Raw genomic sequence first — 14,827 nt, 5'->3', positions numbered from 1 at the left:
TCTGCTTTATTCAAATTAAAAAATGGGATTCACTATGCTACAACGCTACTCGCACTATTACCTTTTCCTTATATTTTTGGCATGTGGATGGTGCCACACGGCTTTCGGTGACAATCAAACACCTACGGTCAGCCATGTCTCCTCCGGGGATAAATTACCTTTTCGGGTCAAATTGGAACTCGCCGATTTTTCTTTACCTTACGGCATTCAATCTTTTGTATCTGCTAGTTTTAGCGGCAGATTCGTTCTTCTAGCAGGGCGTACAAATGGATTGCATGGATTCAATAACGACAACAATAACTTTCCTCCTTCTGAGCAAAACACCATGGTTTATGTCGTGGATCCCAGCACCAAAACTGTATATTCCAAATCCTTAACCGATCCTACATCTGGACTCACCCAACAGCAAGTCGACCACCTATCGGTTACAAGTGCACAATTTTATCAGCACGATGGGGTTCTCTACATCACTGGTGGGTATGGTGTTGATACGGCTACTGGCGAGTTCAGTACAAAAGATACCCTGACAGCCATTGACTTAGGAGGCTTGATGCATTGGGTCATTAGACCTTATCCAAAGGAAACACTTGCTCACCATGTGCGTCAAATCCATAATCCCGTTTTCCAAATCACGGGTGGATATATGACAAGAACCAAGAAGGGAGAAACGCTACTCGTTTTTGGTCAAAATTTTGAAGGCTTTTATACACCAAGCAGCAATGGACAATATAGTGAACAGGTGAGACGATTTAGAATCCACGATAACGGGAAAAAACTGTCAGTCGATGTCCACCACGCTGTACCTAAAAAGCAAGATCCCGCTTATCGACGAAGAGACTTAAATGTTGTCCCGATCGTCCACCACGTCTTGGGAGTTCCTTTGCAAGATTATGCTGCCTTTGGTGGTGTCTTCACTCTGACAGGTGGTGCATGGACAGTACCTGTGATCATCAATACTAAAGGTAAAGCTTCAATGGATGACCCTGAGAATCCAGAAACATTTAAGCAAGCCATGAATCAGTATGTTTGCCCAACCTTGCCACTTTATTCAAATCATACAGATGACATGTACGTGCTATTTTTTGGTGGAATCAGCTATGGTTTTTTTGAGAATGGGCAATTCCAAACAAATCCAGAACTTCCTTTCATCAATCAAATTTCTGCAATTCGCCTGAATAAAAAAGGGGATTTTAAACAATTCATTTTAAAGCAGCAATATCCGGTGATCTTGTCCTCGCAATCAAATCCTGGAAGCCCTCTTCTATTTGGAGCCGCAGGACAATTTATTCCTGTCGATGATTTACCTGCTTATGGAAATGGCGTGATCAAATTGGATCAATTGAGCAGACATTCCTCTGTCATTGGATATATTGTGGGTGGAATTCAAAGTACATTACCCAATACAAATACTTCTTCCGATTCGGCAGCATCGCCTCACATTTTCAAGGTGATTCTCAAAAGAGTCCATTGGGAATAGGAGAGATCAAGAGCACAAAGAGTTCCTTCTCTTTGTGCTCTTCATGAGACTTCATTTTTAGTGACTAACCAATACGTAATGCCTAATGAGAGGATCAAGGCAGCTGTCGCATACAATTCCGGCGCTAGTGCTTTCGAGTAATCTAAAATGATCACCTTTCGAGCAACGGCGGTTAAAGCTGTAGCTAAAACAAGGGGCACATGAATAGCATCTTTCTTTAAATAAAAAATAATGTTTAAAAAAATCTCAATCGCAATAAGTACCGCTAAGAAGGATCCTAAAGTAGATAAAAGCCTTTCTGTACTAAACCTCGATGTCACCGACGAAACGATATTCTCGTAAAGATGGACAACAACATCGACTAACGACCAGATGACGACAATCACCATCAGAATAGCCAAAAACTTAACACAATACACAATAATTTTGCTCAGTTGATGGACCAGTGGATCATGTGTCGACTGTATAAGGCTTTCTTTTGGTAAATTGTTCATCATCACCTTTTGTTAATTACTCGTTGGGATGAGCGGCTTTAAATACATAGGCAGCAGCAGCTCCTCCTAAAAAGTTAGCGACTAAGAAAATCCAAAAATTGGTCCAAGCACTGATCTTTAAAAGAGAGATTCCTAATGCAACAGCTGGATTAAAAGCCGCTCCTGAAAGCGTTCCTACAGCATATGCCCCCACTAGAACTGTGAATCCAATCGCCCAACCATAATAGGAATTGCCTTGGGTCGCACGAGCAGTGGCCACATTTAATACAACATAGCAAAGAGCGAAGGTAAAGAGAAACTCTGCGATTAAAGCTTTAGCTGCATCAATTGTTAGGGGGGCCTGCGCAAATCCGCTTTTAAAATAGGCAGTCAAAAGAGCAGCTAAGGCACCACCCAAAAATTGAGCGACCCAATACAACCATAGATCTTTTGTCGTAAGACGTTCTCTCAAATAAACAGCCAGAGAAACAGCCGGATTATAATGTCCTCCTGAAATATGCCCCCCTGCATAAACCATCACGGCTAAAGCGGCCCCAACGGCCAAAGGAGCTAGTGGCCCGGCGCCAGGTTCTAGCGCTGTCATTCCAACAGTTAAGACAAGAAAAAAAGTTCCAATAAATTCGTAAATATATTTCATTTTAACATCCTCAATCATGGATTTTATATAATAATTTCTATACTAATCGCATGTTGCAAAAAGGAGAATTTTCGAACAACACATAAACTATTTTTTTGAGCTTTTTACCCGATTCACTTTGGGGATTACAGGGACCAACTCTTTTAAATCGGGTTTTTTTAATTCTCTTGGAAAATCATGCTCTGCAACTGGCAACCACGTTTGATTACGTCCAAAGAAAAAGATTTGGCCTCTTACAATTAAGTTCCCATTTTTTGGCCACATTTGCGCATCATAAACTCTTCCATGGTCGGGATCTAAGATTTTTCCATCTGTGTATTTCTCCCCATTTTTTTTAAGATTCCACATGATATCCATCCCTGAAAAAAAGGGGTTTCCTTGAACTCCTGCGGCGCGTGTTTTAGGAGATTCGATCGAATCTGCAATTTCACCGTTGTGACCATATGTGGCAATGATGCGTCCAAAATATTTCCCCTCATATTCATAAATCGCTACGATACTTTGAATTCTTCCGGTTTCATCATCGACACTTTTCCAAAATCCTTGCACTTCGTCTATGGCGTAAGTTGAATTGATTGAAATCATTAAAAATAAAAATAGAGATAGGAGTGTCTTCATGAGCGATCCTTTAGATATGTTTTTAAAATCATGCTTAAAACCTCACTTTTGCCGGTCTTTTTGGGAAAGTCAACGTTTTTTTATCTCATTCAAATTTATCATAAATATTCTTGAATTTGACTAAACGGTATGCCAAACTGATCAAAGGCAGCGGGCCAATCTGCGTAAGCTCATTGACATCTAAAGCATTTGGACGGATTGACATGCATTTTTCTTTAAAAGGTTTCCTTTGGTTGGCGGTCCTTGCCATCATTTTTATGGGGTATAGTTCCCTCTACTCTCTTTCTTTTGACAAAAGTTTTGTAGTCTTAATTCTAGTCTCTTTTTTTTGTGAATTTGTCGATAGCGGGCTTGGAATGGGATATGGAACGATTCTAACGTCAACACTTTTATTGATGGGCTATCATCCTCTCGACATCGTCCCTACGATTCTTTTATCAGAATTATTTACGGGCTTTGCTTCAGCTTATTTCCATGACCAAATTGAAAATGTCGATCTTAAATTTAATGGTGTGCATTTTAATCGCGCTGTTTTATTGGCCGCAACAAGTATGGTTGGCTTAAGTTTGGGTGTTTATACCGTTCAAATCTTGCCCGAGAACTTGATCATCATGCTGATCGGATGCATTGTCTTTATATCTGGACTTTTTGTGGTTGTTTTTGCCAATCAAGTATTGGAATATAGGAATTGGAAAATGGCTTTATTAGCCATTGTGGCTGCCTTTAATAAAGCCATTAGCGGAGGCGGTTACGGTCCTCTTGTAACGAGTGGACAAATTTTAAGCGGTGTCCAAGGTAAATCAGCGGTCGGGATTACTTCCTTTGCCGAAGCTTTTACCTGCCTATTATCCGTGATTTTATTTCGAACGCAGGGAGAATTTACTAAACCTGAACTTCTAGCTCCCATGTTATTCGGGGCACTTTCTTCGGTTCCTTTCTCAGTCTTCTTAATAAGTAAATTTAACGAGAATTATCTAAAGCGTGTTATAGGCTTTTTTACCATGCTGCTAGGATTTCTATTATTTTTGAAAATTGAATTCTAAAATTTGAGATGCCATGGGTTCCTTTTCACAAGCTGAGCACAGATAACGGAATCTGGGCCTTTTAGCGAAAAACATTGCCGAAACAACATTTAAGCTTCCACGCTAACAGATCGTTTCCTGGTGCCAGCTTGTGACTAGGAACGCATAACATCTCATTGCTTCTTATTCGGAATCTCGTTTATCGTTTCCAGTGCCATATTAACTTCATGATCAGGCATTTCATTGATCAAGGTTTTTTTGTCTGCCAAAAATGTTGTTGCCCACCACATCGCCTCGTAATCTTCACCAAAATTTTTTAATCCATTCTGGAGAAATTTGACATATCCAGGAATAGGATTGATTTTGTCATTGGTGTAGCGATCTCCTGTTCCTTTATAATCTGGAGCGATTAAAGTATATGCAAGGATAAGCTCCGCCGGTTTTGATTCATCCAATGCATCATTCCATCGCACAACAAGTACAGGCATTAAATCGTACCCCACTTCCCCTTTGGTCAAGGTCAATAAATCGGGTAAGGGTAATTGAAGGAGTACACCATTAAGCACCGCATCATTTTTCACAAAGACATTGAGAACAGCCACATCGTTGGATCTTCTGACATTTCCCCATTTTTCGGCGACATTTGATGGCATTTCCCGATTAAAAACACGTTGAATTCCAAAAGCGACCGCAGGAGTTAATGTTTCAAGTGCTTGTGAACTAATCGTTTTTGCAGTAGGAGAACCTTTATCGATTAAGCTGCTGTAAGCAAAAAAAGGAACGGACGTTTGATTTCCATATAGCTCTTTTAGGTTTTCCTCAGAGATGGGATACGCAAGCGTTTTGACTTTTACAATATCAGGTCGTGCTGCTGTCACTTGTTGAATTAGCTCCTGATGTTTTTTCGCTTTCCAAGGTGTTCCAACAGTAGAGTTGATTGCTGCGTCTTTAAAGAGTTGATAAGGATTATTTTCAATATCCAAACCAAAAGCAATAGTTGTAAAGTTCAAACCGGAAATTAAAATAAATAAAATATTTTTAAAACCCATAAATTTACCACTATACTATAACAATATTTGATAGTAATGTTTATGTACTATATAATTTCATCTAATCATACAAAATTAATATTTACAATAATTTAAATTAATCCATTCTTTTCATCTTTAATTAAAATTAAATATTAGACACTTACGGATTAATTTTTATTCAAGGAGTACCAGCATGAACCCAACTTTTGGTGAAATTAATCCGAATTTTTGCGATTGGGTAATAAATAGTCCTGAAGAACTAATTATTAAAAACATAAATGAATCAGAGAATTTTATATCTGAATTGGCCCAAAAATTACTAGTCAATAATGGTGAAATAAATACCTTTAATAAAATTATTGACTGTATAAAAAAATCAAAAAAAGGTCGACTTGATATCGCAACCTTTGAAATCTTCGCCTCAGCTATAAATAGGCAACAATTAGATCAAAAGAATTCTAGTGCCTGCACTTTGAGAAGTGTTGCTCCAATTGAACATATTCTCATGACATCCACCCCCGATTCAATTAAAAATTTACACAAGTCAAATCTTATTCATCCAAATTCCATCAAAAAATCTTTAATTTATCTTTGCCATAATCCATACACAAGCCATGAATTAATCAAGCTTTTCATTGAGCTTGGTGCCGATGTTAATTTTAGAGATGGCCAACACCAGACACCTTTATTTATTGCTAGCCAAAGAAATCCTAAGCTTATAGTACCACTCTTACAACACAATGCGATTCCAGCTAAAGACGCTTTTTTTGGGGCATGCTTTAACCCTCAGACAGCACCTGATGTTTTACAAAATTTAATTACCAAACTTGCTGAAATACAAGAAAATAAAGACTTCGTTAATATCCCAGACAAGAATGGGAATACACCTTTAATGTACGCCTGTCAAAGTTCACCACACCTTATCGCCACTCTTGTGCAAAATGGAGCGAATCCCTGCATAAAAAATCCTTTAGGTCTGTCGGCTATCCTTTTCCTTAGCAAGCATTCTTCACCAGCATTTGAACATTTTCGGGAACTCCTCCAGGCTGGTGCCAACATCAATGACTGCGACTATGAAAATCATCATATCTTTCACACTCTTTTTATTGCAAAAGTCATTAATTTAGATCTTATTAAAAAATTATTAAGTTTGAATGCCAATATTTATGCTCTAGACAAGCATGGCAATTCTATTTTACATTATGCCTGCGAATCCAATATCTCGCCCGAAGTCATTCAATTTGTTTTAGAAAATGTGATGGACCCAAAAGCATTTCTTGAACACACAAATACCCAAAAACTTTCAGCTCTTCACATTGCATGTGGACACAGCAACAATCCCTCTGTTATTGCAACACTCTTGCATTATGCAAAACATTATCAAACCTCCAATCTGGAGCAAAGTGATGTACTTGGTCGAAAACCTTTAGACATAGCCTGCACTCATAATCCGCAATATATCGAAATTCTCGTGGAAAATGGCGCTATACCTGAATCCAATCTCCTTTCCCTCTTATGCAGTAATCCTTCTAATCCTGTGGAAGGTTTCACCTTTTTACTAAATCTTCTAGCAAAAACATACAACCCTACAGACCTAATCAATGAACAAGATGACACAGGGAAGACGCTTTTAATGAAAGCCTGTGAATTGAATGCATCGTTCATTAAACCTCTCATTGATAAAGGAGCTGATGTTTTTTTAAATAAAAAAACCCAATCCCCTTTACTAATAGCCTGCTTTAATAAACACGCTTCCTTAGAAGATATTAAAGCCATCGTCGAAGCAGCAGAAAGAAAAGGTCTCATCCATGCTTATCTGAATCAAACTGATGAAAACCAAATTTGTGCTCTCCAAGCTGCAAGTTTCAAACATGCAAGTCACCCGGAAATCATTGATTATCTTATTTCAAAGGGAGCTAAAGCGAGTGTAACTCATGTTCAATGGGGGTCTCTACTACACCTAATTTGTCGAAGTCAAGATGCGACCCCGGAAGCTGTCCAAAAAATTATTTCAGCGGTTAAAAATGAAGATGTCAATTTTGACGCCTATATCAATTTACAATCTTCCGAACAAACGGCTCTCGGTGTGGCTTTGCAAGCAAAGATTAATCCAAAAGTCATTGAACTTTTAATCAACGAAACCCGCATCGATCCACATCGATCCAACTGATCTCTCCTATTTGCACTTTGCCTGCCAACACCCAGGCATGAAAGAATCGACTCTAAAAGTTATCATTGAAGCGGGAAGATATGAGCAAGACATATCCGAGTATCTTAATACAACCTTAAATGGAAAAAATGCCTTGGAAGTCGCTTGTCAGGCAAAACCTGTTAACCCAAACACGGTCTTATTCTTGCATAAATTAGGGGCGAGGACAACAGCAGGAAACCTCCTTCATCATCTCTGCAAAAATCCTAGCTTGGACCACCGCATTTTAAATTTTTTTATTAAAAATACAAATGATCATTCTTCCCTAAAGGAATATGTAAACGAGGGTGATCAAGAAGGGTTGTCGCCTCTTGAAATCGTTTGTTTGCGCAATCCAGTAGATCTTAAAAGCATTCGCGTGTTAGTCGACGCTGGAGCAAGTCTTGTTTTTTTGAGTTCAGATTTAGCTAGAAATGAATCTATTCTTCCGTGCGCTTGTTCAAATAAACACTTAACGCCACAGCAATTGGAGTACCTCATTCAGTTGACTTTAAGGGCAGATCCTAAAGCTCTGGATTTTCAAAATACAACAGGAGAAACACCACTCCATATTTGCCTTGAATCTAATCCAAATCCGCATAACATTCAAATCCTACTCAAATACGGAGCTAATGTTTTTATTCCTAACCTTGAAAATAGCTCCCCGCTGCATATCGCCTGTGCTACTTCTAATATCGATCCAACGATTATCAAGCTTTTGCTATCGACAGGTAAAAAACAAGATGCTTCTTTTGATCTAGTCAATCATCAAGATCTTGCTGGCCGTACTGCCCTACATATTGCCCTGCTAGCGAATCCAATTAATCTCGACGTTGTCTCTCTATTACTAGAAATGGGAGCAAATTGTGATTTAACCGATTGTAACAACGAATCTCCTTTACATTTCGCCTGCAGAAATCCTTCTGCTACATCTCGTTGTATTCAACTATTAGCAAAACCTGAGACGATTAATTCCCATAATGAGAAGGAGGAAACGCCTTTACATTTGCTCGCTTTAAGAGAAAATCCTTCATTAGAACTGTTTCAAGTTTTATTCGACCTAGGCGCTGATGTGGATTATGTGGATCATAACGAAAATTCGCCTCTCCACAACGCGTGTGAAAATCCCGAAATGTCTGCAGAGATTATTGAAGCCATTATAGCCAAAAGCCAAAACCCTTGGGGATTGGTTATGGCACAAAATAATGATAAATACACATCTCTACACTACATTTGCGAAAATTCGGAACTTCCAATGGCTGTTCTAGAAATTCTCGTCAAAAGAATCGGTGAAGATCTCAAAGAATACTTAGAAGCCAAAACAGATATCGGCCTAACGGCTATTCAAATTGCATGTACTACTATTCCAATCAATGCAAAGTTAGTGAAAGCTTTGATCAAACTTGGCGCAAATCTTGATGTCACTGATCAAAATGGGAATACACTTTTACATATTCTGTGCCACAATTCTGGGCCAGAAGTAGCAGGTCTTATTAAAAAAATCATTAAAAAAACGCCTCATCTTCGTTTGCAAATAAACAAAAATGGCAATACTCCTCTTCATCTAATTTGTCAAAAGTCTCCCTTTGACAGCCAAATTTTTAACTTTCTTTTGAGAGAAGAATCTGATCTTTTCGTCTCGAACGCTGAGTACCTCACTTGCCTAGAGCTCCTTATTAGAAATTCAAAAGTTGATTCCAAAATTCTGAAAGAACTGTTTTCACCCAAGCAATTACAACAATTTGCCTCTTATAAGTTTAAATTGGACTTCACATTACTCCACTGGGCTTGTGCTGAAAATAGGTCCCTTATCCGGTTACTTTTAAAGTCTAGATCGGATATCCATGCGCTTACCACAAACAAACTTTCAGTCCTGCACTTGATTTGTACAAATATTGATGCAACCCCTCGAGATTTTGAACGATTAATTAAAAAAATCACAAAATCCTCTCCAGATGAGATGACTGAAGCGCTTTCACTTCAAGAACATCTTGAACTTAAAAGCACAAACAATGAATTACCTCTGCTAAATGCTTGTTCGAATAATTTTAAGCTCGTAGAACTTCTTCTTAAATGGGGAGCTGATGCCTCTAAAGTGCCACTATTTGAAATTTGCAAAAATCATGAACTCCCCCGAGAAATTTTGGAGCTCTATATAGAAGCGCTAAAAAAATTCCCTGATTTTGCATCTTTAATCAATCAGCAAGATTCGAAAGGCTTATCCGCTTTGCACCATGCTTGCATTTCTAACTTAGATCTCTTGGAATGCTTAATCAGCAATGGTGTAAAAAGAGAATTAGGCGACAGTCAAAAACGCACCGCTCTCTTTCATCTATGCCTAAATAAAAATGTTCAACTAGAACACATCCAATTGTTTATTAAGGACAATGCAGCTGAGCTTGTTAACCATCAAGATATCTGTGAACTGACCCCTTTTCATGTTGCTTGTAAACAGACTTCTTTCGAAGTCATTAAAACCCTCATTCCCTATGCCAATTTCTTTAAAGATAATGAGGGACGAGCTCCGTTTTTCTTTGTCCTGGTCAATAGTCGTCTATCTCTGAATGAGATCTATGCCCTACTTGATTTAGGTTTACCAATCGATTCTTTTGCTCATCCAAATTTTCCTTTGTCTGAATTTTTGTCATTAGTCATCCAAAGGCACAATACTTTTTTATTAATCTCTGCTATTCAAAAAAGATTAAGTATTAAGAAAATTCATGAGTTTTTCAATACCTCCTCTTACTTTAATGTGGATGCGTATTTTAATTTGATCAAAAATTATCTCTTTCATCTTTTAATGACCCCTCTTATTCAACCTGAGGAGATTGAATTTGAACTAGATTATCGAAAAGCGCTCAATGAATCTCTACCACACATTTTTGCAGAAAAGGAATCTCAATTTACAGGAAATCCCCTTGAAATTCCTCTTCTGCTCCAAGACACCCAATTAATGATGAAATTTGAATCGGCAATCTTAAAACATTGGGGAGAGGTTGACCTCGCAAGCTTTCATGATCATTTATGGAAAAGCAGTTTTGCACGAGAAGATCTGCAAAATATGCGGTTTACTGTTAATCCAGCGCATTTTTCCATGACCAGTTCAGAAAATAAAGATATCCCTCCTGGACCTAATTTTGATTTAGATAATCTTGAGAAAATGTTTTTAGAGATTAATTTTACAAATCCTGATCTACCCGGATACCGGGATCCAAAAAAACTCACATGCGATGGTGACCCGACAACCATTGAAATCCTCCACAAAGGTACTAAGCTAGATGGAGAAGGAGGTATTCAAGGACTCATCAAAAGAATCCGAGAAAAACCACGCGATTTCACAGGTGTTCCTAAAGATGAAACAGAATATCTGAAACACTATGAAGATTTCGAAAATGTTCTAAGACATCTTGGCAACCTCCTACTCCATATGGATGATGCCAATGCCAAAGCGACCATTTTGATTGATATTGCTGTGATGGGACAATTCTGCGGCGGAAAAATTGTCGAAGCAAAAAGAATGTACGCGCTTTACTGCACCCCTTTTCAAGAGCTCGATGAAACATTGCCTCTTTTTGCTGGCAATCATTTACAAGGACATCGACAGGGAATTTTAGAAAACTGGGCAAAAAAAATACCTGGAGCAGCTTATGAAACGCACCGCTTTAGTCAATTCATGTATTTAGTGGGTGAAACATTAAATTTGCCTTTCTTCGAAACATTTGTAGAAGATGAATATTCGGGAATTCAAATAGGCCAGGAAGAAGTTTTAACAAGATTTCAGTATGAATACACCCCAACAGAAATTTTTAGAAATGTTAAAGGCTTTCTATTAGACAGATTGAGCAATCCTAAACTCCGTGAACTCATCGTAGACTGGTTCAAAGATAATGCTCCGACCAGCTATGAACATACAGAACGATTCAAAGCAGCTTTACAGAAAATTGAGGATCTAAAAGCTTTAAAAAAATCGAGACAGGAAATTAGACAAATTCTCTTAAAAGAAGATGAAATCTATTTGTCCCACGATGAATCTGTAAAAAGTGCTATTTTAAATCATCGCAAACAAAATTATTTACAAGAATACAAAGTCACACAGGTTGAAGAATGGAATAAACCTTTTTATGACCGCTTGTTGGCAAATGTTAGAGATATGGAAAAAGCAGGCCTTACCTCAGCACAAATTTATGATTATTTAAAGACACAAATTATAGATTTACAGGAAGACATTTCTCCTGAAGCAGCGCTTACCGAACATAGAAGATTAGAGCATTTTAATAGTCTCATTAAAGAGGAAGATTGGAATAAAAGTTTTTATGACGATATTTTACAAAAAGCCTCTAAAATGTCTCGTTCAGAAGCTCGTCAATATCTTCTAGAAAACAAAATTCCTTTCAAAAAAGATAGAAAACTTAAAACTCTTTTGAAAGAATTTTTTAAGAGCGAGCTTCTCGAAACTCTTCTCCCATATGAAGTTAATGAAACCACAGGGGATGTGACTTACTCAATAAGTGATGAGACTGTTTTTCATCTATTAAAGAAAATGCATATCTTATCCTAAAAAATAATTCTCTTTTTTTCTCAGAAAATACTTTGATATTTTTGAAAAGATATTCTTCTCTTTAACACAACGAGAGCATCCAGGTGCTCTCGTTAAAGCTTTTCTGAGAAACAAACATGAACAAGCAAATGATTCTTCTATTTGCTTTATTATGTCATTTTTTCTATCCGTCCACTCAACTTAAAATTTTTATTATTACTTAGTCTATAGCAGAGACCCGTTCATGGCCCCCTTTTTGAAGAAACCGTACGTCAAAGCATTTTCTTTAGTGTTAGATTAATCCTTGCTGATGCGAATTCCTCGGGAAATAATGGGAGCACTATCCAAACCTATATGCAAAAGTACCCAAATTATTTACTCTTATCGTCTACAAAATGAATCTCTGCTTGCCAAGCCTCGACCCATTAACACAAAAGTATTCATACGCAATATGGAAAATTCGACGAGTTTTTTTAAATACGATGGGGAAGGAGATTTTTGGTGCCGTACAGCAAGTCAAGGAGCAAAATACAAAAAATCCCGAGATTTAGCGGAATCGTCTTTTAAAATTCCTGTGTTTCAAAACCTCCGAAGATGATCCTTATAGAAAACAAGAATAGTTAGAGTAAACCTCATGAACTGTTGATTATTTAGCTAAACCAACTGGTCAAAAGCAAATGTCAAGGCCTTTCAGAATCGGGACACGCATTTTTATTCACATGGCGGTTATTGCAGATACTAAATAAGTTGAGGTGAAGATTATGGCCCCCATTTTGCATTCTCTCTGCTTACCCGATAAGCACTATCTTCTGTTAAGACTTCCAAGAAGTGGTTAGAGAATTTTATAGATCTTTCCAAGCGATGCATTGAAAAACATGGGGCCAAAAAGTGGGGTTATGGCTTTTATTAATGCTTCCCCGAAAGATGTATCGAAAATATCAAGCTGCTTAAAGAAAAACCGATGCATTGTCATGATTATTTTAAGGATTATACGCAGATCTCATATAGTTAGTTATCTATCTGATGAACCATCCGTAATTCTTTCCATCATACGCTATTCCTTGTGTAATTTAAAAAATTAACAAAGGAATAAAGATGGGATTTTCTGCTACAGGAAGCTTATTAAAAGGCTCTTCTCTTCGACCCGATATTTTAACGGGAGTGCTTGTGGATGATAAAAACGTTTACATCAGATCTGGTCTCAATTCGCGACTTAATATACTTGGGTATATACCAGTTATCAGCTCACTATCAGGTTATGGTCGACTTGGATTAGGTAGTGTCCATGCAGTCATTCATTTACCACTGACCTTCCGCAAAAAAAATCGCAAACATCACCTGGCGGAAATGAAACTGGGATTAAAAAATATGGGAAGAGGGGCAATTGAAATGATTCCTCTAATCAATATAACGTTGATTGCCGTTGATAGACTGAGAATGCGTAGAGATGAGAAAAAAGCTTTAAAACAAATTAATAACTACATATTAGCTTTCGTAAATAAAGGGACATTATTTGCATATGGGCAAGTAGCGAGCACACAAACACTCCAGGAGCTTGATGATAAAAGTATTAAATGGGTCAAGAAGGGCAAGATGCATGGATATGATTTACAAAAATAAGTGATCCAAGTAAGAAATGATATAGAAAAAAATCGGTGAAACATTCCCATTTATTTCTCGCCAAAGCAAGCGTTTGAATCATTCTCTAGACTGATTCAAGCGTTTTTTTCTCATGTTAATTCCAGAACAAACAGAAATCATCTAAAGTAACTCTTCGCCTATCCTCAACTCCTTGACTTTTAATAAATTAAATGATAACATTTTATTTAAAAAAGGATTGAAAATGGATTTTTCTATTACTAAAAACTTATTATCTGGGTCTACACATCGCCCTGATCTTGTAACGCAAGTAACAGTTCGTGCCGGAGAAGATGTGCGTATCAAAGTAATTGCCGTAAGTAAGTTAAATAGGCTCGGATATATTCCGATCATTAGCTCATTCTCAGGGACTGCTCGAGCTGGATTGGGTTCCTTTCACACAGTCGTGCACCTATCTTGTGCAATTGTAGGAAATCGGAAGCATAACCTGCTGGAAGCAAAGCTAGGGGCAAAAAATGTTGCAAGAGGATTGGTTGAAATGATCCCTCTTATAGGAAATGTGGCGTTGTTTCTTACGGATACAGTCCGACTTAATATATATCATAGCAAAGCATTGGACATCATTGATGATAATAGAGAATTATATGATGGCCATTACGTAATTTTTAATAATGAAAAAGAATATTCTATGCATCCCTTAACATAGGTCTTCATCTTTAGAAAATTAACCATTCATGGAGCACTTATTTCTTAGTGCTCCTTTTTTATTCTTCTCATTGAAATTTAGCTTGTTTTTTAAGAAAAAAAACATAAGCTCTTTTTATATTCATCTAATGATAAAAGGAGTAAACGATGGGATTTTCTGCCACCGGAAATTTTTTATCCGGTTCTGCACAGCGACCAGACATTATAACGACAACAGACATATTTCCTGATAAAAAGGTAAATTTGAATTCACTTCCTGCGAGTCGATTGAACTCTTATGGGTATATACCTTTCTTCGGCACGGTGATAGGTACTTTTCATCTCACAGCCGGATCCCTCCACACAGCCATTCATTTTATAGCTCTCGCCATCTTTAAAAAAAATCGCGCACATCACCTTTCCGAAACAAAGCTTGGCTTGAAAAATAGAGATATGATCAAAAGTTGTGTATGAGGTGAAAAAAAGAGAGCGCATCCTTAAAATGTTTTTTACGACAAAAACTAAATGGGAGTGCGCTCA

At 37.6% G+C, this 14,827-nt stretch carries 11 protein-coding genes; 7 read left to right on the top strand and 4 right to left on the bottom strand.

The genetic code is table 11. The features are described 5' to 3' along the window. Positions 1–34 precede the first annotated feature (34 nt). Positions 35–1,477 carry a hypothetical protein gene (locus tag AOM43_RS06035; protein WP_059359450.1) on the top strand — a complete coding sequence of 481 codons (1,443 nt, stop codon included), beginning with the start codon at positions 35–37 and terminating at the stop codon, positions 1,475–1,477. 41 nt (positions 1,478–1,518) lie between these two features. Here AOM43_RS06035 and AOM43_RS06030 read toward each other — a convergent pair whose 3' ends face one another. From AOM43_RS06030 to AOM43_RS06020, 3 genes are all read right to left on the bottom strand, one after another. After that, on the bottom strand, positions 1,519–1,971 hold the full coding sequence (locus tag AOM43_RS06030) for a phosphate-starvation-inducible PsiE family protein (protein WP_226987425.1): 453 nt from the start codon (positions 1,969–1,971) through the stop codon (positions 1,519–1,521). A gap of 16 nt (positions 1,972–1,987) precedes the next feature. Beyond that, positions 1,988–2,608 carry an MIP/aquaporin family protein gene (locus tag AOM43_RS06025; RefSeq protein ID WP_013924751.1) on the bottom strand — a complete coding sequence of 207 codons (621 nt, stop codon included), beginning with the start codon at positions 2,606–2,608 and terminating at the stop codon, positions 1,988–1,990. A gap of 87 nt (positions 2,609–2,695) precedes the next feature. Further along, positions 2,696–3,226: a DUF2147 domain-containing protein gene (locus AOM43_RS06020; protein ID WP_006341567.1), complete on the bottom strand. Its 531-nt coding sequence runs from the start codon at positions 3,224–3,226 to the stop codon at positions 2,696–2,698. Between the two features lie 203 nt (positions 3,227–3,429). On the opposite strand from AOM43_RS06020, the gene AOM43_RS06015 reads away from it, so the two are divergent. After that, entirely contained in the window at positions 3,430–4,269 is an 840-nt protein-coding gene (locus AOM43_RS06015) for a sulfite exporter TauE/SafE family protein (protein ID WP_006341570.1), read from the top strand. Between the two features lie 152 nt (positions 4,270–4,421). On the opposite strand, the gene AOM43_RS06010 is transcribed toward AOM43_RS06015, so the two are convergent. Then, on the bottom strand, positions 4,422–5,297 hold the full coding sequence (locus AOM43_RS06010) for a hypothetical protein (protein WP_059359446.1): 876 nt from the start codon (positions 5,295–5,297) through the stop codon (positions 4,422–4,424). Positions 5,298–5,472: 175 nt separating this feature from the next. Here AOM43_RS06010 and AOM43_RS13685 point away from each other — a divergent pair, with 175 nt between their 5' ends. From AOM43_RS13685 to AOM43_RS05985, 5 genes are all read left to right on the top strand, one after another. Beyond that, a complete protein-coding gene (locus tag AOM43_RS13685; protein ID WP_226987424.1) occupies positions 5,473–7,449 on the top strand; it encodes an ankyrin repeat domain-containing protein in 1,977 nt (658 codons plus the stop codon). Between the two features lie 37 nt (positions 7,450–7,486). After that, entirely contained in the window at positions 7,487–12,025 is a 4,539-nt protein-coding gene (locus AOM43_RS06005; RefSeq protein WP_226987423.1) for an ankyrin repeat domain-containing protein, read from the top strand. Between the two features lie 1,074 nt (positions 12,026–13,099). Next, positions 13,100–13,624, top strand: a complete 525-nt coding sequence (locus tag AOM43_RS05995) for a hypothetical protein (protein WP_059359442.1) — start codon at positions 13,100–13,102, stop codon at positions 13,622–13,624. Positions 13,625–13,847: 223 nt separating this feature from the next. Continuing rightward, on the top strand, positions 13,848–14,309 hold the full coding sequence (locus tag AOM43_RS05990; RefSeq protein WP_013924745.1) for a hypothetical protein: 462 nt from the start codon (positions 13,848–13,850) through the stop codon (positions 14,307–14,309). 146 nt (positions 14,310–14,455) lie between these two features. Next, positions 14,456–14,761, top strand: a complete 306-nt coding sequence (locus AOM43_RS05985; protein ID WP_226987422.1) for a hypothetical protein — start codon at positions 14,456–14,458, stop codon at positions 14,759–14,761. Positions 14,762–14,827 lie beyond the last annotated feature (66 nt).

The sequence above is a fragment of the Parachlamydia acanthamoebae genome, from assembly GCF_000875975.1.
Classification (GTDB): Bacteria; Chlamydiota; Chlamydiia; order Chlamydiales; family Parachlamydiaceae; genus Parachlamydia; species Parachlamydia acanthamoebae.
This window is presented reverse-complemented; position numbering and strand designations above follow the sequence as displayed.

Bases quoted from the DNA above. Each gene is read 5' to 3' on its own strand.
- AOM43_RS06035 (WP_059359450.1), top strand. From the start codon at position 35: ATGCTACAACGCTACTCGCACTATTACCTTTTCCTTATATTTTTGGCA.
- AOM43_RS06030 (WP_226987425.1), bottom strand. From the start codon at position 1,971: ATGAACAATTTACCAAAAGAAAGCCTTATACAGTCGACACATGATCCA.
- AOM43_RS06025 (WP_013924751.1), bottom strand. From the start codon at position 2,608: ATGAAATATATTTACGAATTTATTGGAACTTTTTTTCTTGTCTTAACT.
- AOM43_RS06020 (WP_006341567.1), bottom strand. From the start codon at position 3,226: ATGAAGACACTCCTATCTCTATTTTTATTTTTAATGATTTCAATCAAT.
- AOM43_RS06015 (WP_006341570.1), top strand. From the start codon at position 3,430: ATGCATTTTTCTTTAAAAGGTTTCCTTTGGTTGGCGGTCCTTGCCATC.
- AOM43_RS06010 (WP_059359446.1), bottom strand. From the start codon at position 5,297: ATGGGTTTTAAAAATATTTTATTTATTTTAATTTCCGGTTTGAACTTT.
- AOM43_RS13685 (WP_226987424.1), top strand. From the start codon at position 5,473: ATGAACCCAACTTTTGGTGAAATTAATCCGAATTTTTGCGATTGGGTA.
- AOM43_RS06005 (WP_226987423.1), top strand. From the start codon at position 7,487: ATGAAAGAATCGACTCTAAAAGTTATCATTGAAGCGGGAAGATATGAG.
- AOM43_RS05995 (WP_059359442.1), top strand. From the start codon at position 13,100: ATGGGATTTTCTGCTACAGGAAGCTTATTAAAAGGCTCTTCTCTTCGA.
- AOM43_RS05990 (WP_013924745.1), top strand. From the start codon at position 13,848: ATGGATTTTTCTATTACTAAAAACTTATTATCTGGGTCTACACATCGC.
- AOM43_RS05985 (WP_226987422.1), top strand. From the start codon at position 14,456: ATGGGATTTTCTGCCACCGGAAATTTTTTATCCGGTTCTGCACAGCGA.